This is a genomic window from Variovorax sp. GW821-FHT09B01 (genome assembly GCF_059418345.1).
Window position 1 is genome coordinate 18,826 of sequence record NZ_JBWKPQ010000001.1, and the last position, 24,288, is coordinate 43,113.

Annotated in this window: 22 protein-coding genes; 19 read left to right on the forward strand and 3 right to left on the reverse strand. The window is 70.3% G+C overall.

Annotation, left to right across the window (positions count from 1 at the left end; all coding sequences use genetic code 11):
* The first annotated feature begins 35 nt into the window (after positions 1-35).
* From AC07RV_RS00100 to prpB, 13 genes are all read left to right on the forward strand, one after another.
* Positions 36-1,175, forward strand: coding sequence for an ABC transporter substrate-binding protein (locus AC07RV_RS00100; RefSeq protein ID WP_296730129.1), 1,140 nt, complete (start codon positions 36-38; stop codon positions 1,173-1,175).
* A 13-nt stretch (positions 1,176-1,188) separates the two neighbouring features.
* Entirely contained in the window at positions 1,189-2,052 is an 864-nt protein-coding gene (locus tag AC07RV_RS00105) for a branched-chain amino acid ABC transporter permease (protein ID WP_296784011.1), read from the forward strand.
* Complete coding sequence (locus AC07RV_RS00110; protein ID WP_296784008.1) at positions 2,049-3,890, forward strand: branched-chain amino acid ABC transporter ATP-binding protein/permease; 1,842 nt, start codon at positions 2,049-2,051, stop codon at positions 3,888-3,890. The genes AC07RV_RS00105 and AC07RV_RS00110 overlap by 4 nt, the downstream gene beginning before the upstream one ends.
* Positions 3,887-4,591 (forward strand): ABC transporter ATP-binding protein, encoded by a 705-nt coding sequence (locus tag AC07RV_RS00115; protein ID WP_296784005.1) that lies wholly within the window; start codon positions 3,887-3,889, stop codon positions 4,589-4,591. Before AC07RV_RS00110 ends, AC07RV_RS00115 begins: the two co-directional genes overlap by 4 nt.
* A gap of 48 nt (positions 4,592-4,639) precedes the next feature.
* Positions 4,640-5,434: an SDR family oxidoreductase gene (locus AC07RV_RS00120; protein ID WP_296784003.1), complete on the forward strand. Its 795-nt coding sequence runs from the start codon at positions 4,640-4,642 to the stop codon at positions 5,432-5,434.
* 32 nt (positions 5,435-5,466) lie between these two features.
* A complete protein-coding gene (locus AC07RV_RS00125) occupies positions 5,467-6,561 on the forward strand; it encodes an amidohydrolase family protein (RefSeq protein WP_296784000.1) in 1,095 nt (364 codons plus the stop codon).
* A complete protein-coding gene (gene prpF, locus AC07RV_RS00130; RefSeq protein WP_296783997.1) occupies positions 6,558-7,781 on the forward strand; it encodes a 2-methylaconitate cis-trans isomerase PrpF in 1,224 nt (407 codons plus the stop codon). Before AC07RV_RS00125 ends, prpF begins: the two co-directional genes overlap by 4 nt.
* A gap of 2 nt (positions 7,782-7,783) precedes the next feature.
* The gene (locus tag AC07RV_RS00135) at positions 7,784-8,539 is read left to right on the forward strand and encodes an SDR family NAD(P)-dependent oxidoreductase (protein ID WP_296783995.1); all 756 of its coding nucleotides are present in this window, start codon (positions 7,784-7,786) and stop codon (positions 8,537-8,539) included.
* Between the two features lie 65 nt (positions 8,540-8,604).
* Positions 8,605-8,853 (forward strand): hypothetical protein, encoded by a 249-nt coding sequence (locus AC07RV_RS00140; RefSeq protein WP_209539528.1) that lies wholly within the window; start codon positions 8,605-8,607, stop codon positions 8,851-8,853.
* Positions 8,850-10,268: an FAD-dependent oxidoreductase gene (locus AC07RV_RS00145; RefSeq protein WP_296783991.1), complete on the forward strand. Its 1,419-nt coding sequence runs from the start codon at positions 8,850-8,852 to the stop codon at positions 10,266-10,268. The genes AC07RV_RS00140 and AC07RV_RS00145 overlap by 4 nt, the downstream gene beginning before the upstream one ends.
* Positions 10,269-10,297: 29 nt before the next feature.
* Positions 10,298-11,935 (forward strand): FAD-dependent monooxygenase, encoded by a 1,638-nt coding sequence (locus AC07RV_RS00150; protein WP_296783988.1) that lies wholly within the window; start codon positions 10,298-10,300, stop codon positions 11,933-11,935.
* Between the two features lie 43 nt (positions 11,936-11,978).
* The gene (locus AC07RV_RS00155; RefSeq protein ID WP_296783985.1) at positions 11,979-13,376 is read left to right on the forward strand and encodes an FAD-dependent oxidoreductase; all 1,398 of its coding nucleotides are present in this window, start codon (positions 11,979-11,981) and stop codon (positions 13,374-13,376) included.
* Complete coding sequence (gene prpB / locus AC07RV_RS00160; protein ID WP_296783982.1) at positions 13,373-14,284, forward strand: methylisocitrate lyase; 912 nt, start codon at positions 13,373-13,375, stop codon at positions 14,282-14,284. Before AC07RV_RS00155 ends, prpB begins: the two co-directional genes overlap by 4 nt.
* A 61-nt stretch (positions 14,285-14,345) precedes the next feature.
* Here prpB and AC07RV_RS00165 read toward each other — a convergent pair whose 3' ends face one another.
* Together AC07RV_RS00165 and AC07RV_RS00170 are read right to left on the reverse strand one after the other, a co-directional pair.
* Positions 14,346-15,164, reverse strand: a complete 819-nt coding sequence (locus AC07RV_RS00165) for an IclR family transcriptional regulator (RefSeq protein ID WP_296783979.1) — start codon at positions 15,162-15,164, stop codon at positions 14,346-14,348.
* Between the two features lie 44 nt (positions 15,165-15,208).
* Positions 15,209-16,222, reverse strand: coding sequence for a TRAP transporter substrate-binding protein (locus tag AC07RV_RS00170; protein WP_296783976.1), 1,014 nt, complete (start codon positions 16,220-16,222; stop codon positions 15,209-15,211).
* Positions 16,223-16,398: 176 nt separating this feature from the next.
* On the opposite strand from AC07RV_RS00170, the gene AC07RV_RS00175 reads away from it, so the two are divergent.
* The 3 genes from AC07RV_RS00175 to AC07RV_RS00185 all read left to right on the forward strand — a co-directional run bounded on the left by AC07RV_RS00175 (position 16,399) and on the right by AC07RV_RS00185 (position 20,050).
* Entirely contained in the window at positions 16,399-17,202 is an 804-nt protein-coding gene (locus tag AC07RV_RS00175; RefSeq protein ID WP_296783973.1) for an SDR family NAD(P)-dependent oxidoreductase, read from the forward strand.
* Positions 17,203-17,244: 42 nt separating this feature from the next.
* On the forward strand, positions 17,245-18,075 hold the full coding sequence (locus AC07RV_RS00180) for a cupin domain-containing protein (RefSeq protein WP_093345189.1): 831 nt from the start codon (positions 17,245-17,247) through the stop codon (positions 18,073-18,075).
* A 61-nt stretch (positions 18,076-18,136) separates the two neighbouring features.
* Positions 18,137-20,050, forward strand: coding sequence for a TRAP transporter large permease (locus tag AC07RV_RS00185; protein WP_296783969.1), 1,914 nt, complete (start codon positions 18,137-18,139; stop codon positions 20,048-20,050).
* Positions 20,051-20,082: 32 nt separating this feature from the next.
* On the opposite strand, the gene AC07RV_RS00190 is transcribed toward AC07RV_RS00185, so the two are convergent.
* Positions 20,083-20,655 (reverse strand): TetR/AcrR family transcriptional regulator, encoded by a 573-nt coding sequence (locus tag AC07RV_RS00190; protein ID WP_296783966.1) that lies wholly within the window; start codon positions 20,653-20,655, stop codon positions 20,083-20,085.
* Positions 20,656-20,841: 186 nt separating this feature from the next.
* On the opposite strand from AC07RV_RS00190, the gene AC07RV_RS00195 reads away from it, so the two are divergent.
* The 3 genes from AC07RV_RS00195 to AC07RV_RS00205 all read left to right on the forward strand — a co-directional run bounded on the left by AC07RV_RS00195 (position 20,842) and on the right by AC07RV_RS00205 (position 24,286).
* Positions 20,842-22,488, forward strand: coding sequence for an acyl-CoA synthetase (locus AC07RV_RS00195; RefSeq protein ID WP_296783963.1), 1,647 nt, complete (start codon positions 20,842-20,844; stop codon positions 22,486-22,488).
* A gap of 140 nt (positions 22,489-22,628) precedes the next feature.
* Positions 22,629-23,066 (forward strand): nuclear transport factor 2 family protein, encoded by a 438-nt coding sequence (locus AC07RV_RS00200; RefSeq protein WP_296783961.1) that lies wholly within the window; start codon positions 22,629-22,631, stop codon positions 23,064-23,066.
* Positions 23,067-23,104: 38 nt separating this feature from the next.
* A complete protein-coding gene (locus AC07RV_RS00205) occupies positions 23,105-24,286 on the forward strand; it encodes an ATP-NAD kinase family protein (protein ID WP_296783959.1) in 1,182 nt (393 codons plus the stop codon).
* The last annotated feature ends 2 nt before the right edge of the window (positions 24,287-24,288 follow it).

Below are 24,288 nucleotides of genomic sequence, written 5' to 3' on the forward strand. Positions count from 1 at the left end.
CATTGCTTTTTATTGACCGGAACCGGAGACAAGCCATGAACCATTCGAACCGCCCCCTTCGCCGCCGCCTGCTCGCGGCCGTCTCGGCCACGCTGCTCGCCACCTGCGCCGCGCTGCCGTCCGCCGCCTTCGCGCAGGGCGAGCCCGTGAAGATCGGCGTGCTGATGCCCACCAAGAGCGTCATCGGCCAGCAGGGCCAGCAGGGCGCCGAGCTCGCGGCCGAGATGATCAACGACCAGGGCGGCATCCTCGGCGGGCGCAAGGTGCAGCTCATCGTCTACGACAGCAACTTCCAGCCCGTCGAGGGCGTGGCAGCGGCGCAGCGGCTCATCAACCAGGACCGCGTGAAGTTCATCGCCGGCGAGATCAGCAGCACGGTGGCGCTGGCGGTGCTGCAGATCGCGCGCGCCAACAACGTGCTGTTCATGGCGGCGGTGCCCAAGCACCCCGACCTCACGAAGTCGGGCTACGACAAGGTGTTCCGCCTCACGACCACGCTCGACGCCGATTCGGAGTACTTCGATCGCCAGCTGCTCGAGCGCGTGAAGCCGCAAAAGCTCGCGGTGGTGGCGGAGAACACGGACTACGGCCGCTACGTCATCGAGGGCTCGAAGAAGCGCTTCGGCGACAAGTTCGTGGCCGGCGAGACCTTCGAGCTCAGCCAGAGCGACTTCAGCACCTTGATGACCAAGGTCAAGGCCAGCGGCGCGGACACCGTGTGCATCGTGGCGGGCAAGCCCGAGCAGGCCGCCAACGCACTGCGCGCGATGGGCACCGTGGGACTGCAGGCGCGCAAGTGCACGGCCACCGGCGTGCTCAACAACCAGATCCTGCGGCTGGCGGGCGACGCCGCCGAGGGCGCCTTCGGTTCCGACATCTACGTCTCGACGCGGCGCAATCCGCTCAACGACGAATTCGTCAAGCGCTTCCAGGCCAAGCACGGCCATGTGCCCGAGAAGGTCGAGGTGCTGGGCTTCGAGTCGGTCTGGCTCACCGCCAAGGCGATGGCCGCGGCCGGCACCAGCACCGACACGGCCAAGGTCGCGGAGGCGCTGCACAAGAACGCCTGGACCACGCCGCGCGGCGAGATCCGCTTCGATGCCGGCGGCCAGTCGCAGGCCCGCGACTACGTCGACTTCGTCGCCAAGGGCGGCAAGCTGACGGCGTCGCAGTGAGCGGACGGCACCGATGACGGAATTCGTCCTTCAGCTGCTGGCCAACGGCCTGTCGAACGGCGTGGGCTACGCCTTCGTCGCGCTCGGCCTGACGCTGGTCTTCGGCGTGCTGCACGTGATCAACTTCGCGCACGGCGAGGTGTTCATGGTCGGCGCGCTCGCGGCCCTGCTGGGCACGCGCTGGGGCCTGCCCTACCTGGCGACGCTGCCGCTGGCGCTGCTGGCGGGCGTGGCGCTGGGCGCGCTGCTCGACCGCGTCTGCGTGGCGCCGCTGCTGGCGCGCAGCCACGACAAGTCCGAGGTGCTGCTCGCGACCTTCGCGGCCTCGATCATCGTGTTCGAGGCGGTGTTCGTGAGCTTCGGCGCGCAGGCCGAGAACGTGCCGGGCATCCCGGGCGTGTGGACGGCTGGCGGCGTCGCCGTGCCGTGGCAGCGCGTATTCGTGCTCGGCGCGGGCATCGTGGTGCTGGTGGCGATGGAGTTCCTGCTGCGGCGCACGGCTTTCGGCGTGCAGCTGCGCGCCGTGGCCCAGAGCGCCTTCGCCGCGCGCGTGGTGGGCATCCGCGTGCAGCGCGTCAACAGCCTGACCTTCGTGCTGGCCAGCGCCATCGCGGGGCTCGGCGGCGCGCTGCTGGCGCCCGTGATCCTCTATTCGCCGCAGATCGGCCATGCCGTGATCATCAAGGCCTTCGTGGTGGTGGTGATGGGCGGGCTGGGCAGCGTGCGGGGCGCCGTGGTGTTCGGTGTGCTGCTGGGCGTGGTCGAGGCGCTGGCGGGCGCCTTCATGTCCGAGGGCTTCGCCGCCGCGGCCATCTACGCGCTGATGCTGGTCACGCTGCTGTGGCGGCCACACGGCCTGATGGGGCGCGCGGCATGAAGGCGTTCCTCACTCGGCTGCCGGTGCTGCTCGCCGGCGTGGCGCTCGCCAGCGCCGCCATCGCCGGCCTCGCGACCGCGCCCTACGTGGCCGACGTGCTGAGCTACGCGGTGGTGCTCGCGCTGTTCTCGCTCGCGGTGGGGCTGACCTTCGGGCAGCTCGGCTACGTGAGCTTCGGCCACGCGGCCTTCCTCGGCGTGGGGGCCTACGCGGTCGGCCTGCTGGTCACGCGCGGTGGGCTCGACTACTGGAGCGCGGTGCCGCTGGCACTGCTGCCCGGCGCGGCGCTCGGCGCGCTGGTCGGCCTGGCCTCGGTGCGCCTGGGCGGCGCCTACTTCGCGATCGCCACTCTCACGCTGGCCGAGATGCTGCGGCTGGTGGCCACCAACTGGATGGACGTGACGCGCGGGCCGCTGGGCATCATGGTCATGGTCCAGCCCATGGCCTGGACCGAGCGTCTGGGCTGGAGCGGCCAGCAGGGCTACCTGTTCGTGCTGCTCGCGACGCTGGGCCTGGCGCTGCTGCTGCTGGCCCGGCTGCGCGCGGGGCCGCTCGGGCGCGCCTGGACCTTCGTGCGCGAGGCGCCCGCGCTCGCCGAATCGGTCGGCATCCCGACGCTGCGCGCGCGCGTCATCAACATCGCGCTGTCGGGCGCGCTGGCCTCGCTGGCCGGCGGCCTGCTGGTGCCCAAGGCGCTGGTGCTCTCGCCCGACCTGTTCGGCGTGCAGCATTCGGCGGCGGGCCTGCTGGCGGTGATCCTCGGCGGCAAGGCCACGCTGATCGGGCCCGTGATCGGCGGCATCGCCTTCGGCGTGCTGCCCGAGATGCTGCGCGCCATCGACGAGTACCGGCTCGGCCTGTTCGCGCTGATGCTGCTGGTGGTGGTGCGGCTGCTGCCCGAGGGCTTCGTGTCGCTGCTGCCGCGGTGGCGCAGGCCGGCGACTTCCGGCGGCGCGGCCACGGTCGCCGCGGCGTTGCCAGCGGTGGCGGTGTTGGAGGCGAGCGAGGCGCGCTCCGAGGCCCCCGCGGTCGGCGCGCCCATCGTCACCGTCCGCGGCGTCGGCCGGCGCTTCGGTGGCCTGGTCGCGGTCGACGGCGTCGACATGCAGATCGCCAGCGGCGAGCTGCTCGGCATCATCGGACCCAACGGCGCGGGCAAGACCACGCTGCTGTCGATGCTTGGCGGCTTCATGGCGACCAGCACGGGCGAGATCCGGCTGGCCGGCGAGGCCATCGATGCCGGCGCGCCGAACCGGGTCGCGCGGCGCGGTCTGGTGCGCACCTTCCAGCAGACCGCGCACTGCGCGTCGCTGAGCGCGTTGGACAACGTGCTGTTCGCCAGCTACCTGCTGCACCGCGAACGGCCCTGGGCGGGCCTGGTGCGCACGCCGGCCTTCGAGGCGCGCGAGCGCGAGCGGCGCGAGAACGCGGCGCGCTGCCTCGCGGCGGTCGGCCTGGCCGAGCGCGCCGATGCCGTGGCCGGCACCTTGCCTTATGGCGAGCAGAAGCTGCTCGGCGTGGCGGTGGCGCTGGCCACGCGGCCGCGCGTGCTGCTGCTGGACGAGCCCGCCGCCGGGCTCAACCACACCGAGGGCATGCGGCTGGCGGCCGTGCTGCAGCGGGTGCGCGCGGACGGCTGCACGATCGCGATCATCGACCACAACCTGCCGCTGCTGATGTCGATCTGCGACCGCATGGTGGTGCTGCAGCAGGGCCGCAAGATCGCCGAGGGCACGCCGGCCGCCATCGCCGTGCATCCCGAGGTGCTGCGCGCCTACCTGGGCACGCCCGCCGAGCCGGCCGCCGCGCAGGCCGCGCCCGAGGAGGTGCCGGCATGAGCTTCTCCATCGAGGGACTGCAGGTGCGCTACGGCGCCGTCACGGCGGTGCATGACGTGTCGTTGCGCATCGCGCCGGGCGAAGTGGTGGCGCTGATCGGCGCCAACGGCGCGGGCAAGTCGTCCATCCTCAAGGCCGTGATGGCGCTCACGCCGCACACGGCGCGCAAGGTGGCCATCGACGGGCGGGCGCTGGAGCGCGCCGACACGCGCGAGCGGCTGCTCGCGGGCATCTCACTGTCGCCCGAGGGGCGCCACGTGTTCCCGCAGCTCACGGTGCGCGAGAACATCGACCTCGGCTACCTGGGCAAGGACGGCGGCGAGCGCGCATCGCGCCGCGAAGCCATGTACCAGCGCTTCCCGCGGCTGCGCGAGCGCGAGGCCCAGGCGGCCGGCAGCCTCTCGGGCGGCGAGCAGCAGATGCTGGCGATCGCGCGCGCCGTGATGGCCGGCCCGCGCCTGCTGATGCTCGACGAGCCCACGCTCGGGCTCGCGCCGATCGTGGTGCGCGAGTTGGCTGCCGCGATCCGGCATTTCGCGCGCGGCGGCATCGCCGTGCTGCTGGCCGAGCAGAACGCCGAGATGGCGCTGTCGACGGCCGATCGCGGCTATGTGCTGCAGGGCGGGCGCGTCGTCACCGAGGCCCCGGCCCAGGCGCTGCGCGCGAGCGAGGAGGTGCGCGCCGCCTTCATGGGCATGTAGAGCGCGCCGCGCACGACCCCATTCCATTCTTCGAGGACACCGGATTCCATGACCCCACAGACATCCATCGATCCATCTGCGCCCGGCGCTGCGCTCGTGCGCGTGGCCGCCGTCACCGGCGCGGGCGGCGGCCTCGGCCTCGGCGTGGCCGTGGCGCTGGCGCAAGCCGGCCTGCACGTGATCGCCATCGACCGTTCGCCCAAGGTCGCGGAGGCAGTCGCCGCCCATGCCGCGCGGGGCCTGCGCATCGAGGCGGCGGTGCTCGACGTTACCGACGAGGACGGCGTGCGCGCGCTCGTGGCGTCGGCGCTCGAGCGCTTCGGCCGGCTGGACGTGCTGGTCAACAACGCCGGCATCCATCCGAAGACCGACGGCAAGCGCACCGGCGTCACGGCCATGAGCACCGCGCAGTGGAAGGAGGTGCTCGACGTCAACCTCACGAGCGCCTTCGTGTTCAGCCGCGAGGCCATTCCCGCGATGCGGCGCAACGGCTGGGGCCGCATCGTCAACATGTCCTCGCGCGCGGGCCGCACGCTGGTCGGCACGGCCGGCGTGCACTACGCGGCCTCCAAGGCCGGAATGATCGGCATGAGCCGCGTGCTGGCCGCCGAGGTGGCGGCCGACGGCATCACGGTCAACTGCATCGCGCCCGGGCGCATCGAGTCGCCGATGACGCAGCAGGGCGACGAGGCGCAGCGCGCGCGGCTGGTGGGCGCGATTCCCGTCGGTCGCATCGGCACGCCCGAGGAGATCGGCCACGTCGCCGCCTTCCTGGCCTCGGAGCACTCGGGCTACCTGACGGGCGCCGTGATCGACGTCAACGGCGGCACGTTCATGGCCTGAGCGCCGCGTCGCCTCAAAAAAAGGAAAACGCCATGTCGACCGCTCATCACGCCAAACCCCTGCGCGGCGCCGCGCCGCACCATTTCGTCGACGAGGAATGGCTGGCCCTGCGCAGCGAGCCCGTGCTCGAACCCGAGCTGCCGATCTTCGATCCGCACCACCACCTGTGGGACCGGCGCCCGCACAGCCTGTACCTGCTGCCCGAGATCCTGGCCGACATCCAGGCGAGCGGCCACCACGTGCGCGGCACCGGCTTCGTCGAATGCACCTCGATGTACCGCGCCGACGGCGATCCGCGCCTGGCCTGCCTGGGCCAGGTCGAGTTCACCAACGGCATCGGCGCGATGAGCGCGAGCGGCGTCTACGGACCGGTGCGGGTGTGCGCGGCCATCGTGGGCAAGGTCGACCTGAGCGAGGGCGCCTCGGCGCGCGAGTTGCTCGAGGCCTGCGTCGCGCGCGCGCCCGATCGCTTTCGCGGCATCCGCCACATGGCGGCCTGGGACGCGAGCCCCGAGGTCAGCACCCTGGTGCGGCCGCCGCCGCGAGGGCTGCTGATGGACAAGGGCTTTCGCGCCGGCTTCGCGCAGCTCGCGCCGCTCGACCTGGTGTTCGACGCCTGGGTCTACCACCCGCAGCTGGCCGAACTCATCGACCTGGTCGACGCGCATCCCGAGGTCCGCGTGGTGCTCAACCACATGGGTGGACGCGCGGGCCTCGGCCCCTATGCGGCCGATCCCGCGGCCACCTTCGCGCAATGGGCGGCCGGCATCCGCGAGCTCGCGAAGCGGCCCCAGGTCTCGATCAAGATCGGCGGCATCGGCATGCGGCTGGGCGGCTTCGGCTTCCACGACCGCGACCTGCCGCCCACGTCGGCGGAGCTGGCCGAGGCCTGGCGGCCGTCCTTCGAGGTCTGCCTCGAGGCCTTCGGCCCGGCACGCGCGATGTGCGAGAGCAACTTCCCGGTCGACAAGTCCCTGTGCAGCTACCGCACGATGTGGAACACCTTCAAGCGGCTGGCCGCGCCGCTGTCGAGCGACGAGCGCGCGGCGTTGCTGGCGGGCACGGCGGTGCGCACCTACCGGCTGCCGGCCGCGCTGGCGCAGCGCGCACCGGAACACACCGCATGACGGGGCAGCGCGAGATCGCCGCGACCTGGATGCGCGGCGGCACCAGCAAGGGCGTGTTCTTCGACACGCGCGCGCTGCCGCAAGGCATGGCCAGCGATGCCGCGCTGCGCGACCGGGTGCTGCTGCGCGCGATCGGCAGCCCCGACCGCTACGGCAAGCAGATCGACGGCCTGGGCGGCGCGACCTCGAGCACCAGCAAGGTGGTGCTGGTGGGCCCCGCGAGCCGGACGGACTGCGATGTCGACTACCTGTTCGGCGCCGTCGCCATCGAGGCGCCGGTGATCGACTGGAGCGGCAATTGCGGCAACCTGAGCGCCGCGGTCGGTCCTTTCGCGATCGCGTGCGGCCTCGTCGATGCGCCGCGCGATGGCATGGCCACGGTGAGGATCTGGCAGGCCAACATCGGCAAGCGCATCGTCGCGCAGGTACCGATGCGCGACGGCCAGGTGGTCGAGGAGGGCGATTTCGAGCTCGATGGCCTGAGCTTTCCGGGCGCGGCGATACGGCTGGACTTCCTCGACCCGGCGGGAGAGGAAGAGGGCGGTGGCGGTGGCGGCGCGCTGTTCCCCACCGGCCGGGCCATCGACATCCTCGAAGTGCCCGGCGCCGCGACCGTCGAGGCCAGCCTGGTCGACGCGGGCAACCCGACCGTGTTCGTCGCGGCCGCCGACCTCGGGCTCACCGGCACCGAATCGCAGGGCGAGATCAATGCGAACACCGAACTGCTCGCCCGGCTCGAGCAGCTGCGCGCGCACGCGGCAGTGCGGATGGGACTGGCACGCACGGCCCAGGAGGCCACCGAATCGCGCCCCGCGACGCCCAAGCTCGCCTGGGTCGCGCCGCCGGTCGACCACGGCGTGGCCGGCGGACGCCGCGTGGCGGCGCATGAGATCGATCTCGTGGCGCGCATCCTGTCGATGGGCAAGCTGCACCACGCGATGACCGGCACCGGCGCGGTGGCGATCGCCGCGGCCGCCGCGGTGCCGGGCACCGTCGTCTCGCGCATCGCGCCGGCGAAGGCCGGTGGCAGCGTGCGCTTCGGCCATGCCTCGGGCGCGATCGAGGTCGGCGCGCAGGCCGAACGGGCACCCGAGGGGCACTGGCGGATCCGGCGCGTATCGCTGTCGCGCAGCGCGCGCCGGCTGATGGTCGGCGCCGTCTGCGTGCCGGCGGCCTGCTTCGAGGCGGCCCCCGCGAATTCAACGAACAAGGAGCAATGAACATGACCTCTACACGAACCGCCCTGGTTACGGGCGCGGCCAGCGGCATCGGCCGCGAGAGCGCGCGGCTGCTGGCCGAAGCCGGCATCCGCGTGATCCTGCTCGATCGCAGCGAACAGGTGCGCGAGGCGGCCGCCGAGCTTGCCGCCGCGGGCGCGCAGGCCGAGGCCGTCGTCGCCGATCTTTCCGACCTGGCCGCGCTCGATCGCGTCGGCGACCAGGTGCTGGCGCTGTGCGACGGCGTCGACATCCTGGTCAACAACGCGGGCGTGCATCCCAAGGTCGATGGCCGCATCGCGCAGTTCGAGGCCATCGCGCTGGCGGACTGGGAGTTCGTCTTCCGCGTCAACACCACCGCGCCTTTCCTGCTGTGCCAGAAGATGCTGCCGGCGATGAAGCGCAAGGGCTGGGGCCGGATCGTCAACATCGCCTCGCGCGCGGGCCGCACCTATTCGCCGCGCGCCGGCACCCACTACTCGGCGTCGAAGGCCGCGGTGATCGGCATGACGCGAAAGATCGCGGGCGACTACGCGCCGTTCGGCATCACGGCCAACTGCATCGCGCCCGGGCAGATCGAGACGCCGCTGGCGCGGACCTCGGCGCCGGAGGTGCTCGCCGAGGCCGCGAAGAAGATTCCGGCCGGCCGGCTCGGCACGGTCGGCGAGATCGCTTCGGCCGTGCTTTACCTCGCCAGCGATGGCGCCAGCTTCGTCAACGGCACGGTGGTGGACGTCAACGGCGGCGAAACCATGGCCTGACGCGGGCGGCGGGCCCTGCGCCCGCCGTTCCTCGCCTTTTTTCCAACAATCAAGGAGTTATCCCGATGGAGCAGACCCTGGAGCAGGAAGCGCCAGTGCCGTTTCCGCAGATCCGGTCGGTGTTGAAGCACAAGCGCCGCATCGTCGGCGCGGCGAGCGCGGGCGTCGCCGCGCTGGGCATCTGGCTGGCATGGCGCACCGGCGTCGTCGAGCTGTATGCGATCGCACTGGTGCTCGCGGCGGCGGTGCACATGGCCATGAAGGTGGCGGTCGAGGTGATCGAGCTGGTCGCCGAGACGCTGATGCCGAGATGAGCACGATGACATTCGACGTCTGCGTGGTGGGCGCGGGCCTGGCGGGGCTGACCGCCGGCGTGCGCGCGGCCGAGGCCGGGCTGCGCGTGGTGGTGCTCGAGCGCTCGGCCGATCCCGAGTACCTGTGCAATTCGCGCCTGACCGGCGGCGCCTTCCACGTCTGCCTCAACGACATCCAGACCGAGGCCGGTCGGCTCGAGCGGATCATCCTCGACGCGACGCACGGCGCCGCGCACGCGGGCCTCGCGCGCGCCATCGCGACCGATGCGCGCCGCGCCGTCAAGTGGCTGCAGTCGCAGGGCATCCGTTTCATCAAGGGCGGCTCGGAGCCGCACCACAACTTCGTGCTGTCGCCGCCTTCGCTGCAGCGCGTGGGCTCGGAATGGCGCGGCCGCGGCGGCGACGTGCTGCTGCGCACGCTGGGCGCGGCCCTTTCGCGCCATGGCGGCGAGCTCAGGCGCGGGCACCGGGCGCAGGAGCTGATGGTGGCGAATGGCCGCTGCGTCGGCGTGAAGGGCGCGGCGCAGGAGGGCCCGTTCGCGATCGAGGCCGATGCGGTCGTGATCGCCGACGGTGGCTTCCAGTGCGATCCGGCGCTGCTGCGCCAGAGCATCTCGCCCGAGCCCGCGAAGCTGCTGCAGCGCAATGCGCGTTCGGGCCTGGGCGATGGCGTGCGCATGGCGCAGGCGGCCGGGGCGCGGCTGTCGGACCTGCGCGGCTTCTACGGCCACGTGATGAACCGCAACGCAATGACCGACGACCGGCTGTGGCCGCTGCCGTGGATGGACAACGTGGCCACGGCCGCCATCGTGGTGGATGCGGGCGGGCGGCGCATCGCCGACGAGGGCCGCGGCGGCGTCTACCTGGCCAACCGCATCGCGGCGCTGGCGGATCCGCTGTCGGCCTTCGTGGTCTTCGACCAGCCGATCTGGGACGGGCCGGGCACCTCGCGCTTCCTGCCGCCCAATCCGCACATGGAGAAGTGCGGCGGCGCCATCGAGCGCGCCGATTCGATCGAGGCGCTGGCCGGCAAGCTCGGCATCGACGGCGCGGCGCTCGCGGCCACGGTCGCGGCACACAACGCCGCGCTGGCGGCGGGCACGACGGCGCAACTGGCGCCGCCGCGCAGCCTGGGGAGCTACAAGGCGCTGCCGATCGCGACCGGGCCCTTCTACGGCGTGCCGGTATGCGCCGGCATCACCTACACCATGGGCGGCCTCGCGATCGACGAATGGTCGCGCGCCATGGACGAACAGGGCGCGCCCTTCGCGGGGCTGTACGCGGCCGGCGGAGCCAGCGGCGGCCTCGAGGGCGGCGAGGACGTCGGCTACGTGGGCGGCCTGGCGAAGGCCGCCACCACCGGCCTGCGCGCCGCGGAGCACATCGTGGGCCAGCGCGCAACGGCGCGCGCCTGAGCGATGCGCAACATCAAGACTGGGAAGCAATGGAACAACAAGCAGTGAAGACGGACGTGCTCGTGGTGGGCGGCGGTCCGGTGGGGCTGTCGCTCGCGGGCGACCTGGGCTGGCGCGGCCATGCGTGCGTGCTGATCGAGCAGGGCGACGGCGTGGTGCGGCAGGCCAAGATGGACGGCGTGGGCGTGCGCACCATGGAGTTCTGCCGGCGCTGGGGCATCGTGGGCGACGTGGAGGGCAGCGACTACAACCGCGCCTATCCGCAGGACAACGTCTACCTGACCACGCTCGACGGCTACGAGCTGGGCCGCCAGCCGATGCCGGCGATGCAGGACGACCGGCCGCCGCCCGAGAGCCCGCAGAAGCGCGAGCGCTGCCCGCAGAACATGTTCGACCCGATCCTGCAGAAGTTCGCGCGCTCGCGCCCGGGCGTCTCGCTGCGCTACGGCCAGCGGCTGCTCGACTTCGAGCAGGACGCCGAGGGCGTGACCGCCACCGTCGAGCACGCCGCCACCGGCGTCAGGACCGTCTACCGCGCGCGCTACCTGGTCGGCTGCGACGGCGGGCGCAGCACCGTGCGCGAGCGGCTGGGCATCGGCATGCAGGGCAAGGGCGTGCTCACGCACACCACCAACGTGATCTTCCGCTGCGCCGGCTTCAACGCGCTGCACGACAAGGTGCCGGGCTACCGCTACATGTTCGTCGGCGCGCAGGGCGTGTGGGCGACCATCGTCGCGATCAACGGCAAGGACCAGTGGCGCATGTCGATCATCGGCACCGCCGACGAACGCAAGGTCTACGGCGACGACGAGCTCAAGGCCTTCGCGCACCGCGCGGTGGGGCGCGTGTTCGAGCTCGAGATCCTCAGCATCCTGCGCTGGACCCGCATCGAGCAGGTGGCCGACGCCTACGGGCGCGATCGCGTGTTCATCGCGGGCGACGCCTGCCATCTGACCTCGCCGACCGGCGGGCTCGGCATGAACACCGGCATCGGCGACGCGGTCGACATCTCGTGGAAGCTCTCGGCCTGCCTCGAGGGCTGGGGCGGTCCGGCGCTGCTGGCGTCCTATGGCATCGAGCGCCGCCCGATCGCGCACCGCATCACGCGCTTTTCCACCAGCAACCTCGAGGTGATGCAGCAGGTGCCGCACACCGCGCAGGTCCTCGAGGCCGGCGAGGCGGGCGACCGCGCCCGCGCACAGGTGGGGCAGGCGCTGTCCGACGGGCTGCGCAAGGAGTGGTTCTCGAAGAACATGCACCTGGGCAACCGCTACACCGGCTCGCCCGTGTGCGTCTACGACGAGCCCGAGTCGCCCGAGCAGATCCAGGCCGAGTTCCTCGATGCTGTGAACTACCGGCCCGGCACGCGGCCCGGCGCGCGCGCGCCGCATGCCTGGCTCGAGGACGGGCGCTCGACGCTCGACCTCTTCGGCCGCGGCTTCGTGCTGATGAGCGATGCGGCCCACGTCGACGAGGCCGCCGCGCTGCTGGCCGCGGCCGAGGCGGCGGGCGTGCCCGTGCGCCAGCATGCGATGCGCGAGCCCGAGGTGATCGCGGCCTACCAGAAGCGCCATGTGCTGGTGCGGCCCGACGGGCACGTGGCCTGGCGCGGCGATGCGATGCCGCGCGACCCGGCGGCGCTGGTGAAGACCGTGGCCGGACATTGAGCCGCACGGGCAAGGAAACCGAAATGGAAACGAGAGGAATGCAATGACACAGCAAGAGAACCAGCACGACGTGGTCGTGATCGGCGCCGGCATGGCCGGCCATTGCGCGGCCATCGAGGCGGCGCGGCGCGGCGCCAGCGTGCTGCTGCTCGAGAAGACCGCGCTGTACGGCGGCAGCACCCGCATGTGCGGCGGCGCCTTCGCGTTCGCGGGCACCGAGGTGCAGCGGCGCAACGAGATTCCCGACAGCGCGCAGCTGCTCGAGCAGGACCTGCTCGAGGCCGGCAAGCACCGCAACGACAAGGCGCTGGTGCATGTGTACGCCGAGCGCCAGTACGAGACCTACGAATGGCTGCAGGCGATGGGCCTGCGCTTCGACAAGGTCTCGTTGAGCGGCAGCCAGTCGGTGCCGCGCAACCACAGCATCGACCCCGTGCTGGTGCTCGAGACGCTGCATGCGCAGGCGCTCGCGGCCGGCGTCGCGTACCGCGCCGGCGCCCACGTCGAGCGGCTGCTGACCGAGGGCGAGGGCGATGCACGCCGCGTGACCGGCGTGGTGCTGAAGAACGGCGAGCGCATCGGCGCACGCGGCGGCGTGGTGATCGCCACCGGCGGCTTCTCGCGCGCGCCCGACCTGGTCGAGCGCTTCGCGCCGCACCTGCGCGAGGCACGGCCCATGGGCGGCCACGGCAACACCGGCGACGGCCTTCGCATGGCCTGGGCGCTCGGCGCCGACCTGATCGACCTGGGCTACGTCAAGGGCACCTTCGGCGCGCCCGTGGCGGAGCCGGCGCCGGGCAAGGAGGAGGTGGCGCCGCGGCTGGTGTCGGCCATGTACCGCGGCGCGATCATCGTGAACAGGGCAGGGCGCCGCTTCGTGAATGAATCGGTGTCGTACAAGACCATCGGCGACCGCTGCCTCGAGCAGCCCGAGCTGCTGGGCTTCCAGGTCTTCGACCAGCGCGTGATGGACCAGTCCTCGCCGCTGCCCACGGTGGCCGACTACCAGGGCGCGCTCGATGCCGGCCTGGTGAAGCAGGCCGATTCGCTCGAGGCGCTCGCGACGGCGCTCGGCATCGATGCCGACGCGCTGCGCGAGACCGTCGACGCCTACAACCGCGCGTGCGACGGCGCCGAGCCCGATGCCTTCGGTCGCACCTCGCTGAGCACCGGCTACGGCAAGCCCACGCGCGTGGAGACCGGGCCGTTCTACGGCCTGGCCTGCACCACCGGCCTGACCTCGACCTACTGCGGCCTGCACATCGACGTCGATGCGCGCGTGCTCGACGTCTACAAGCGGCCGATCGAGGGCCTCTATGCGACGGGCGAGGTGATGGGCGGCTTCCACGGCGAGACCTACATGAGCGGTTCCTCGCTGGCCAAGGGCTGCATCTTCGGACGCCTGGCGGCGCAGCATGCCGTGGCGAGGGCCACGGCATGAGCGCGGGACAGACCAGCCCCGGCGCGCGTTTCCGCACCGCGCTGCGCGAGGAATCGCCGCTGCAGATCGTCGGCACGATCAACGCCAACCATGCGCTGCTGGCGCGCCGCGCCGGCTACCGCGCGATCTATCTCTCGGGCGGCGGCGTCGCCGCGGGCTCGCTGGGCCTGCCGGACCTCGGCATGAGCGGCCTGGAGGACGTGCTGGTCGACGTGCGCCGCATCACCGACGTGTGCGACACGCCGCTGCTGGTGGACATCGACACCGGCTTCGGCCCCAGCGCCTTCAACATCGCGCGCACCGTGCGCAGCCTGGTCAAGGCCGGCGCGGCCGCCTGCCACATCGAGGACCAGGTCGGCGCCAAGCGCTGCGGCCACCGGCCGGGCAAGGAGATCGTGGGCGTGCGCGAGATGGCCGACCGCGTGAAGGCGGCCGTGGATGCGCGCACCGATGGCGCCTTCTTCGTGATCGCGCGCACCGACGCCATCGCGATGGAGGGCGTCGAGGCCGCGATCGAGCGCACGCTAGCCTGCGTCGAGGCCGGCGCCGACGCGGTGTTTGCCGAGGCTGCGCTGGACCTGCCGACGTACCGGCGCTTCGTGGACGCCACTGGCGTGCCGGTGCTTGCGAACATCACGGAGTTCGGCAAGACGCCGCTGTTCTCGGTCGAGGAGCTGCGTTCCGCCGGCGTCGCGATGGTGCTCTATCCCTTGAGCGCCTTCCGCGCGATGAACAAGGCGGCCGAGGCGGTCTATGGTGCGATACGCCGCGATGGCCATCAGCGCGCGGTGCTCGATGCGATGCAGACGCGCGAGGAGCTCTATGAACGCATCGGTTATCACGCGTTCGAGCAGCAGCTCGATGCGCTGTTCGCCGTAGGACGCCAGAGCAGCGAGACCGCGGGCTGACCGGACGCGGAAAGCAGCCGATCGCCGCGTGGAAGGGCTGCCTTCGGGTGGGGTCCGATGCTCAGCTCGCGACGGTCAGCCGGGCGATCTCCGCAGCGGCCTTGCGTGCGAAGGCCACCACCTCGGCCCGCCTCTCGGGGGCCAGCCGCTCGGGCACCGCCGCCACGCTCACGGCGCCGATGGGAATGCCAAGGGCGGTCACGATCGGGATGCCGATCGCGTTCATGCCGGGCATGACCTTGCCGTCGCTCAGGAAGAAGGTGGAAGAGGCCACGCCGGCGGCGCGCGTGGCCTGCACCTTCTCGCGCAGCCGATCGACCGAGATCTCGGGCGCATAGGGCACGTAGCGCGAGACGTTGGAACGCAGCACCTCGTCGACGTCGGCATCGGACATCGCGCTGAGGATCGCGAGGCTGCCCGCGCCGACGCCCATCGGCCGGCGATCGCCCACCGACATCGTGAGCGTGCGGATCGGGTACTCGCCTTCGTAGCGCGCGATGCACAGCGAGTCCCTGCCGTCGGGGATCGACAGGAACACCGTGTCCTGCGTCTCGTCGGTCAGGCGCGCGAGCGCATCGACGCTCGCGCGGCGCAGGTTGAGGCGCTGTCCGGCCAGTGCGCCGAGGCTGAAGAGCTCGAGCCCGAGGTAGTAGCGGCGCGTCGTCTCGTTTTGCGACAGCAGCTTCTGCTCGATCAGTGCGGCCAGCAGGCGCCGCACGGTCGGCTTGCTCAGGCCCTGGTCGCTCACCAGGTCGGTGAGGCGCGCGCCCGCGTCGCCGCAGGCGGCCACGGCCTGCAGCAGGCGCACCGCGCGCTCCACCGCCTGGGTGCCGGTGCGCGATTCAGTCAGTTCGGTCTCCTCGATGGGCGCGGTACTCATGCGGCAAAGGATACGACAGAGTCATCGGCGTTCTCGCGCGCGCCTCAGCTCAGCTTGCCCGTCGATTTCTCGAGCGCGGCCCAGGCTTCCTCGCCGAAGTTCTTCTTCCAGGTTTCGTAGAAGCCGGCACCGCGCAGCGCCTCGCGGAACGGCGCGACATCGGGCTCGTTGAACTTCAATCCCTTGCCCGCGAGATCGGCGCGCACGCTATTGTTGAGCTGCGCGAGGTCGGCGCGCTCCGCCATGGCGGCTTCGTTGATGTGCCTGGCGACGATGGGGCGCAGCGATTCGGGCAGCCGTTCCCAGGCGCGGCGGTTGGCGAGGAACCAGAAGCCGTCCCAGGCATGGTTGGTGATCGAGCAGAACTTCTGCACCTCGTAGAACTTGGCGGTCGAGAGGATCGACAGCGGGTTCTCCTGCGCATCGACGATCTTCGTCTGCAGCGCCGAGTACAGCTCGTTGAAGTTGATCGGCGTGGTGGCCGCATCCAGGCTCTTGAACAGCGAGATGAAGATCGGCGCCGAGGCGAGACGGATCTTCAGTCCCTTGAGGTCGGCCGGCTTGTCGATCGGGCGCGTGCTGGTCGTGATCTGGCGAAAGCCGCTGTCCCAGATCTTGTCCATGGCCACGAGGTTGGACTTGGCGATCTGGCCGCGCACGTAGGTGCCGAGGCTGCCGTCCATCGCCGACCAGACCGCGTCGTAGTTGGGAAAGGCGAAGCCCAGGCCGCTGATCGATGCGGCGGGCACCAGGGTCGCGAGGATCAGGCCCGACAGCGTCATGAACTCGATCGCGCCCGAGCGCACCTGGCTGAGCATGTCGGTGTCCGAGCCGAGCTGCCCGGTCGGGAACACCTGCAGCTCCACGCGCCCGCCGGTGTCGGCCTTGATGCGCGCCGCCGCCTCGTTCGCACGGACGTTGAGCGGATGCGCCAGCGGCAGGTTGTTGGCGAACTTGCAGGTGAACTCCGGCGCTGCCTGGGCGGGCAGCGACACCAGCGTGGCGCCGGCGGTCGCGGCGCCGCCGATCAGCAGCGTTCTGCGTGTCATCGAACTCATGTCTGTCTCCTGTGGGGGGTGGGTCGTTGTGTGGTGCGCCTTGGCACTCTTCAATGGTCCACAAAATGGACCTATGGTTTGCACGAATCTGCAGCGCGGTTTCATTCTAGATAATGCTTCCATTGCGGCGAGACGGGAGAATCCCGAACAAGCCGGTCCCAAAGTAGGTACACATAATGGACCATCAATCGAAAACCAAAGGCGCCACGGTCGTGACCGGCGGTGCCTCCGGCATCGGCCTGGCCACCGTCGAGCTGCTGTGGCAACGCGGGCAGCGCGTGGTCGTGGCCGATGCCAACGCTCGGGCCATCGATGCGCTGCGCGACCGCGCGGACCTGCCGCTGGACCTCGCCTGCCTCATGCCCTGCGACGTCACCGACGAGGCCGAGGTCGAGCGCATGTTCGAACGCGCGCAGGCGCGCTTCGGCCGCATCGCGGGCCTGGTGCAGTCGGCCGGCATCGGCGCGGAGATTCCCTTCCTCGACACGCCCACGCGCACCTTCCGCCAGGTGCTGGAGGTCAACCTGGTCGGCGCCTTCGTCGTCGCGCGCACCGCGGCGCGCCGGATGGCCGCGCAGGGCGGCGGCGCCATCGTCAACATCGCCTCGGCCTCGGGCCTGGTGGGCAACGCGGGGCGCAGCGCCTACGGCGCCTCCAAGGGCGGGCTCGTCACGCTGACCAAGGTGATGGCCGTCGAGCTGGCCGAGGCCGGGATCCGCGTGAACGCGGTCGCGCCGGGCGCGATCGAGACACCGCTGGTGGCCACCATGCATTCGCCCGCCACGCGCGCCTCGCTGCTCGAGCGCATTCCCCAGCGGCGCTACGGCACGCCCCATCAGGTGGCGAGCGTCATCGCCACCCTGCTCGACGACGAGCTCAGCGGCTACTGCACCGGCCAGGTCATCGCCATCGACGGCGGCATGACGGCCGCCGGGCTGCTGGCCGCCGCGCGCTTGCGAGAGGCCTCCGAGGCCACCTGATCCCGACTTTCCATCCACTCCATCCCATAAAGGAAACCCACCATGCTGCCCTCCTCGAACACCGCCGTCGCCGAACGTCCGGCGCGACTGCGCGATGCCACGATCCACATCCACGACGTCGCTGCCGCCCCCTGGGTCGAAGCCGGCAAGCCGGGCCTGCACCAGAAGCTCGTGCGCGGCAACGAAGGCCAGGGCGAGTTCCTGGGCCTGCTGGGCTTCGACGCGCTGGTGGCCAGCGGCCTGCACCAGCACACCGGCGTCACCAGCAGCTACATGCTCGGCGGCTCGCTGACCGACCACTGGGACACCTACAAGGAAGGCGTCACCGGCATCAACCTCGAAGGCTCGACGCACGACGCCATGTGCTACTGCAAGACTTCGATGGTCAACCGCCTCGAGGCGCCGGTGCTCTATCCGCAGGACTTCTCGCTGCACACGCTGCACCATGGTTCGCGCCATGGCGACTTCGGCAATCCCGCGCCCGAACTCACGCCCACGCTGAGCATCGAGGTGGCGCGCGTGCAGGCGGTGCCGACCGCCGCGGCCGGTGTCACCCGCCGCATGATCTTCGACTACGGGCGCCCCGCGCAGCACGGCCGCCCCGGCGCAGCGGTGAACCATCGCCACGTCTGCCTCACGATGCTGCCGCGCTCGCGCGTGCCGGTCTTCAAGACCTCGGCGCTGACCGAGTTCTTCGTGCTCGGCGGCGAGATGACGATCGATGGCCGGCGCGCCGGCCCCGCCAACTTCGTGATCGTGGAGCCCGGCACCGAGGTCGCCATCGGCTCGGAGTTCGGCTGCACGCTGCTGGCCTGGGCCGACGGTCCCACCGCCTGGAGCGATCTCGAGGCCCCCGACCTGTTCGGGTTCTGATCCCGGCGCGGCGACCGCACCCGGGCCCCACGTCCTTCCCAAGAAAAAGATCGGCAGTGCCATGAACACCAACTCCCTGCATGCGGCCGCCATGGATCCGCCGGCGCAGCGGTCGCACGCTTCCGAGGCCGCGGACTCGGGCTTGCTCCAGCGGGCGACCCGTACCGCGGTGCGCATCGTCGAGGTGCTGGCCTGCGTCCTCGTGGCCGCGGAGATCGTGCTGCTGCTGTGTGGCGTCGTCTCGCGCTACGTGTTCCGCCAGCCGCTGACCTGGTCGGACGAACTGGCCTCGATCCTCTTCCTGTGGCTGGCGATGCTGGGCGCGGTGCTGGCCTTCTGCCGCGGCGAACACATGCGCATGGCGGCACTCGTCAACGGGCTCGACGAGCCGAAGCGGCGCTTCTTCGCGACCCTCGCCGTGATGGTCTGCGTGGCCGTGCTGCTGGCGCTGGCCTGGCCCGCGATCGAGTACGCGCAGGACGAGGCCTTCATCAGCACGCCGACCCTGCACCTGCCGAACATCTGGCGCGCGGCCGCCATGCCGGCGGGGCTGGTGCTGATGCTGGCCTTCGCGCTGCTCACCCTGCTGCGGCGCGAACGCCTGGCGCACGTGGCGGGGGCGGTCGTGCTGCTGGCGGCCATCGCTGCGGCGCTGTGGCTGCTGCGCCCGTGGCTGATGGAGATCGGCAACTACCGGCTGCTGGTGTTCTTCGTGCTGCTGGTCGGCGCTGGAGTGTTCGCGGGCGCGCCGATCGGCTTCGTGTTCGCGCTGGCCACCGTGGCCTTCCTGGCGGTCACCACCTCCACGCCGTTGAGCGTGGTGGTCTCGCGCATGGACGAGGGCATGAGCCACCTGATCCTGCTGTCGGTGCCGTTGTTCGTGTTCCTGGGCCTCCTGATCGAGGCCACGGGCATCGCGCGCAGCCTGGTGTCGTTCCTGGCCGCGCTGATCGGCCACGTGCGCGGCGGCCTCTCGTACGTGCTGCTCGGCGCGATGTTCCTGGTGTCGGGCATCTCGGGCTCGAAGGCGGCCGACATGGCGGCCATCGCGCCCGGGCTCTTCCCGGAAATGAAGAAGCGCGGCGTGGACGAGGGCGACCTGGTCGCGCTGCTGTCGTCCTCGGGCGCGATGTCCGAGACCATTCCGCCGAGCCTGGTGCTCATCACCATCGGCTCGGCCACGGGCGTCTCGATCGCCGCGCTGTTCACCGGCGGCATCCTGCCCGCGGTGGTGATGGCGCTCGCGCTGTCCGTGGTGGTGTGGTTCCATTGCCGCAACGACGTCGTCGATGCCGCGCCGGGCCTGCTGCGTTCGGCCGCCTACTGGCGCACGGTGCGCCGCACGCTGCTGCTCGCCTTGCCGGGGCTCGCGCTGCCGTTCCTGATCCGCGCCGCCGTGGTCGAGGGCGTGACCACCGCCACCGAGGTCTCCACCGTGGGCATCCTCTATGCGCTGGTGGCGGGCTGGCTCATCAACAAGGGCCTGCCGTGGCGCCGCCTCGGCGCGATGCTGGCCGAGACCGCCGCGCTGTCGGGCGCGATCCTGCTGATCATCGGTGCCGCCACGGCCATGGCCTGGGCATTGACCCAGTCGGGCTTCTCGCGCGACCTGGTGGCGGCGCTCGCCGGCGTGCCGGGCGGGCACTACACCTTCCTGGCGCTGTCGATCGTCGCGTTCGTGCTGCTGGGCTCGGTGCTCGAGGGCATTCCCGCGATCGTGCTGTTCGGGCCGCTGATGTTCCCGATCGCCAAGGAGATCGGCGTGCACGAGGTGCACTACGCGATGGTCGTGGTGCTGGCGATGGGCATCGGCCTGTTCATGCCGCCGTTCGGCGTGGGCTACTACACGGCCTGTGCCATCGGCCGCATCTCGCCGGACCGCGGCATGAAGGCCATCCTGCCGTACATGGGCGCACTGCTGGCCGGGCTGCTGCTGATCGCGCTCGTGCCCTGGATCTCGATCGGTTTCCTGTAGCGCTCCGTGGGCGGACGGAGACGCCGCCTCGCCTAAACCGCGGCGAGACGCAACCCGGATGCAAGAGCCAGGAACCCGTCGATCGCCTTTTGGGAAGCCTCGTGCGGGTCCTTCGCGCTTGCGATCCACAACGACGCCCCGAGCAATGCGCCCATGATCAGGCGCGCCGTGGCGGGCGCATCGACGGGCCGCACCGTCTTCTCGGCGATGAGTTTCTCGATGCTGCGCTGCGTGCTCATGATGCAGGAGTTCTGGCTGGGCCAGCGCGATGGATCGCCCAGCACCGCCGGTCCGTCGAGAAACACGATGCGCTGGATCTCCGGCTCGAGCGCCATCTTGATGTAGGCAATGCTTTCGTCGATGAAGCCGTCCCAGGTCGTCTTCGCTTCATCGACGATGGCGGTGAGCCGGGCCGTCATCTCCGCGTCGATCTGCGCGATCACCGCCTCGAGCAAGCCCTTCTTGTCCCCGAAGTGATGGTAGAGGGCACCGCGCGTGAGCCCGGCCTGGGCGGTCAGCACGTCCATCGAGCTCTGCGCGAATCCCTGGGTGGCAAACGATTCTCTTGCCGCTTTGATGAGCTTGGCACGGGTCTCCAAGATCATGTCCGAACGCTTCTGTGCCATGAAATCCTCAAATTGACCTACGCGGCGTATGTGAATTGACATACGTCGCGTATGTGAAATAGCATACTCACATACGAGGCGTATGTTAGTTGCTGGCGGGTGCTCTGGAAAGCGTCGCGCCGCCGCCTGGACATCCTGGAATCGATCGCAGCCGAGGGAATCGCGATGAACATCTATGAGCAGGGGCTGGACCGGAACGCGGCGAACTTCGAGCCGCTGTCGCCGACGAGCTTCATCGAGCGAAGTGCGCAGGTCTTCGCCGACATGCCCGCCGTGATTCACGGCGATCGCCGCTTCACCTGGTCGCAATGCAGGGACAGGTCGGCCCGGCTGGCTGCCGCGCTGCGCGAACTCGGGGTGCGACGAGGCGACACGGTCAGCGTCATGCTCGCCAACACGCCCGAGATGATCGAAGCGCACTACGCGGTGCCGGGCATCAATGCGGTGCTCAACACGCTGAACACCCGGCTCGATGCGGACCTGCTGGCCTGGCAGATGAACCACTGCGAGACCCGGGTGCTGATCACCGACAGCGAGTTCGCACCGGTCATGCGGCAAGCGCTGCGCGCGCTGAAGCTGGTCCATGGCCGCACGCCGATCGTGATCGACGTGTGCGATTCCGAACGCATCGGTCCTCACGAACGCGTCGGCCAGCACGCGTACGAGTCCCTCCTGGCGTCCCACCTGCCGGTGCCCAAGCTGCAAGGGCCGCTCGACGAATGGGATGCCATCGCCGTCAGCTACACCTCGGGGACCACCGGCGATCCGAAGGGCGTGGTGACCCACCATCGCGGGGCGTACCTGAACGCGGTGTGCAACGTCGCGGTCTGGACGATGCCTCCCTTCGCGCGCTATCTCTGGACCCTGCCGATGTTCCATTGCAACGGCTGGTGTTTTCCCTGGACGGTGGCGCTTCTCGGCGGGGTGCACGTGTGCCTGCGGAAGGTGGAGGCCAAGGCGATCTTCGCCGCCATGCGGGACCACGGGGCCGACCACTACAGCGCGGCACCGATCGTGCACGACCTCCTGATCGCGGCACCTGCCGAAGACAGGCTAGGGATCGCGCACAAGGTCCGCGCAATGGTGGCGGGCTCCGCACCGCCCGCCACCATGATCGAGGGCATGGCCCGTCTAGGCATCGAGATGATCCATGTCTACGGACTCACGGAGGTGTACGGACCCGCGGCCGTTTCTGCCAGACAACCGTCGTGGGACCAGGCCAGTCCGGCCGAGCAGGTACGGTTGAACGGGCGGCAAGGCGTGCGGTATCCGCTGCAGGAAGACATGACGGTGCGCGACCCGGTCACCCTGCAAGCGGTGCCGGCCGATGGCGAAACCATCGGCGAGATCATGTTTCGCGGCAACATCGTGATGAAGGGCTACCTGAAGAACGAGGCCGCCACCGAGAGCGCCTTTGAAGGCGGCTGGTTCCATAGCGGCGACCTCGCGGTCCTGGAGCCCGATGGCTACGCCAGGATTCGCGATCGCAGTAAGGACGTGATCATCTCCGGCGGCGAGAACATCAGTTCCATCGAGGTCGAGGATGCCCTGTATCGCCATCCGGCCGTGCTGTCGTGCGCTGTCGTCGCCAAGCCCGATGCCAGATGGGGCGAGACGCCCCTGGCATTCGTCGAGTTGCGGCCGGGCACCGAGGTCACGGCGGAACAGCTGATGGCCCACTGCCGAACGATGCTCGCCAAATACAAGATCCCGCGCGAAGTTCGATTCGAGGCGCTGCCCAGGACGGCGACCGGAAAGATCCAGAAGTTCCAGCTCCGCCGCAAGGCCAGTTCGGTGGAGGCGCTCGAATGAGCGCGCGCCAGGCCGAAACCCCCTAGCTCCCCCGCCATGTAGCGGCACACCCATGCCGCGGACTCTCCACGACACGTGGGGAGGGCCCGCGCACGCCCGGTTTTCTTGCTCGTCCACCCAGTCCTTGCACAGGAGTATTCATGATCGAAAGTCTCATCGGTTACCAGTCGCCATCCATGATTGCCGACGCGGCGACGCGGAAGTCCCTCCACGGCTTCATCGCCCAGACGCTGCACGCGCTCTCCACGCCCGACTCGGGCGTCGCCGCGTACTTCGCGGACCCGGACATCGTGATCGCCGGCTCCGGCCTCGACGAGTACTTCATCGGGCCCGAGAAGGCACAGGCCGGCGTGAGATGGGTGACCACGCTGGGTATTCGGTGGGAGCCGAAGGTCGTCCTGTGCTGGATGCAGGGCGACATCGCCTGGGCCCAGATCCGCATCGACGGCCACAAGATGGAAGCCGGTGCGCCGGCGGTGGTGCCGTACGTGGCGACAGGAATCTTCAGGCGCAAGACCGATGGCTGGACCTGGCTCTACTGGGGCGGGGGTGAACCGCAGAAGGAGCCGCGCCTGTAGCCCGGGCGCGATGCCCGATGTCGAACAGGACCACCCCGATGACTGACCGGAACGTGCAGGTTGCCGCACCCGCCGACACATCCCTTCGCCAAGTCGCGAACGCGAAGAAGATCGGCCTCATCGTCAATCCGATCGCAGGCATGGGCGGGCGCGTCGGCCTCAAAGGGACCGATGGTGCCGGCGTGCTGGACGAGGCGAGGCGACGGGGTGCGCGGCCGGTCTCGAGCGAAAGAGCCCTGCAGGCGCTGAAGAAGCTGGCGGCTTCGAAGGCCGAGTTCTCGCTGGTCACGGCTCAGGGAGAGCTCGGCGAGGATGTCGCGCGGCAGGCCGGCTTGCATCCGGTCGTGGTCCACGGCAAGCCGCATGCGGGCAGCACTCCCGCGGACACGCGGGACGCCGTGGTCGCGATGCTGCGCGAGTGCGTCGACCTCCTGCTGTTCGCAGGGGGAGACGGCACCGCGCGCGACGTGCTGAGCGTTGCCGGCGATCGAGTGCCGATGCTCGGAATTCCAACGGGCGTGAAGATGTACTCCGCCGTTTTCGGCACGAGCGCTCTGAACGCGGGTGACCTGGCGGCACGCTTCATCGAGGGCGATCCATCGGTGCGGCTGCGCGAGGCCGAGGTGATGGACATCGACGAGATGGCGATGCGGGAAGACAGGATGTCGGCCCGGCTTTATGGCTATGCGCAAAGTCCGCATCACCGCCAACTCGCGCAGAACGCCAAGGCCGGCTCGGGGTTGTCCGAGAACGTGGCGCTCGAGGCCGTGTCGCGGCAGCTGGCCCGCCAGATGCGCCCCGGCTGTCTCTACATCCTGGGGCCGGGCACCACGACGCGCCGCGTGATGTCGGCGCTCGGCTTGCCCAAGACGCTGCTGGGCGTGGACGCCGTGCTCGACGGCGCACTCGTCGGCGCCGACCTCGACGAGCACGCGCTGCTCCAGCTGATGCGGGGGCGCGAAAGCTACATCGTCGTCAGCGTGCTCGGCGGGCACGGCAGTCTGTTCGGACGAGGGAACCAGCAGATCAGCGCGGACGTGATTCGCCAGGTCGGACGCGACCACATCCAGATCGTCGCGACCCTCGAAAAACTCGTCGCCCTGGAATCGGGTGCGCTGCACGTCGATACGGGCGACGAAGAAGTGGACGCCATGTTGAGCGGCTACCTGCCGCTTCGCACGGCGCCCGATCGCACGGTGTATTTCAAAGTCAGATCGTGACT

Coding starts and splice junctions, on each gene's coding strand:
- AC07RV_RS00100 (WP_296730129.1), top strand. CDS start 36: ATGAACCATTCGAACCGCCCCCTTCGCCGCCGCCTGCTCGCGGCCGTC.
- AC07RV_RS00105 (WP_296784011.1), top strand. CDS start 1,189: ATGACGGAATTCGTCCTTCAGCTGCTGGCCAACGGCCTGTCGAACGGC.
- AC07RV_RS00110 (WP_296784008.1), top strand. CDS start 2,049: ATGAAGGCGTTCCTCACTCGGCTGCCGGTGCTGCTCGCCGGCGTGGCG.
- AC07RV_RS00115 (WP_296784005.1), top strand. CDS start 3,887: ATGAGCTTCTCCATCGAGGGACTGCAGGTGCGCTACGGCGCCGTCACG.
- AC07RV_RS00120 (WP_296784003.1), top strand. CDS start 4,640: ATGACCCCACAGACATCCATCGATCCATCTGCGCCCGGCGCTGCGCTC.
- AC07RV_RS00125 (WP_296784000.1), top strand. CDS start 5,467: ATGTCGACCGCTCATCACGCCAAACCCCTGCGCGGCGCCGCGCCGCAC.
- prpF (WP_296783997.1), top strand. CDS start 6,558: ATGACGGGGCAGCGCGAGATCGCCGCGACCTGGATGCGCGGCGGCACC.
- AC07RV_RS00135 (WP_296783995.1), top strand. CDS start 7,784: ATGACCTCTACACGAACCGCCCTGGTTACGGGCGCGGCCAGCGGCATC.
- AC07RV_RS00140 (WP_209539528.1), top strand. CDS start 8,605: ATGGAGCAGACCCTGGAGCAGGAAGCGCCAGTGCCGTTTCCGCAGATC.
- AC07RV_RS00145 (WP_296783991.1), top strand. CDS start 8,850: ATGAGCACGATGACATTCGACGTCTGCGTGGTGGGCGCGGGCCTGGCG.
- AC07RV_RS00150 (WP_296783988.1), top strand. CDS start 10,298: ATGGAACAACAAGCAGTGAAGACGGACGTGCTCGTGGTGGGCGGCGGT.
- AC07RV_RS00155 (WP_296783985.1), top strand. CDS start 11,979: ATGACACAGCAAGAGAACCAGCACGACGTGGTCGTGATCGGCGCCGGC.
- prpB (WP_296783982.1), top strand. CDS start 13,373: ATGAGCGCGGGACAGACCAGCCCCGGCGCGCGTTTCCGCACCGCGCTG.
- AC07RV_RS00165 (WP_296783979.1), bottom strand. CDS start 15,164: ATGAGTACCGCGCCCATCGAGGAGACCGAACTGACTGAATCGCGCACC.
- AC07RV_RS00170 (WP_296783976.1), bottom strand. CDS start 16,222: ATGAGTTCGATGACACGCAGAACGCTGCTGATCGGCGGCGCCGCGACC.
- AC07RV_RS00175 (WP_296783973.1), top strand. CDS start 16,399: ATGGACCATCAATCGAAAACCAAAGGCGCCACGGTCGTGACCGGCGGT.
- AC07RV_RS00180 (WP_093345189.1), top strand. CDS start 17,245: ATGCTGCCCTCCTCGAACACCGCCGTCGCCGAACGTCCGGCGCGACTG.
- AC07RV_RS00185 (WP_296783969.1), top strand. CDS start 18,137: ATGAACACCAACTCCCTGCATGCGGCCGCCATGGATCCGCCGGCGCAG.
- AC07RV_RS00190 (WP_296783966.1), bottom strand. CDS start 20,655: ATGATCTTGGAGACCCGTGCCAAGCTCATCAAAGCGGCAAGAGAATCG.
- AC07RV_RS00195 (WP_296783963.1), top strand. CDS start 20,842: ATGAACATCTATGAGCAGGGGCTGGACCGGAACGCGGCGAACTTCGAG.
- AC07RV_RS00200 (WP_296783961.1), top strand. CDS start 22,629: ATGATCGAAAGTCTCATCGGTTACCAGTCGCCATCCATGATTGCCGAC.
- AC07RV_RS00205 (WP_296783959.1), top strand. CDS start 23,105: ATGACTGACCGGAACGTGCAGGTTGCCGCACCCGCCGACACATCCCTT.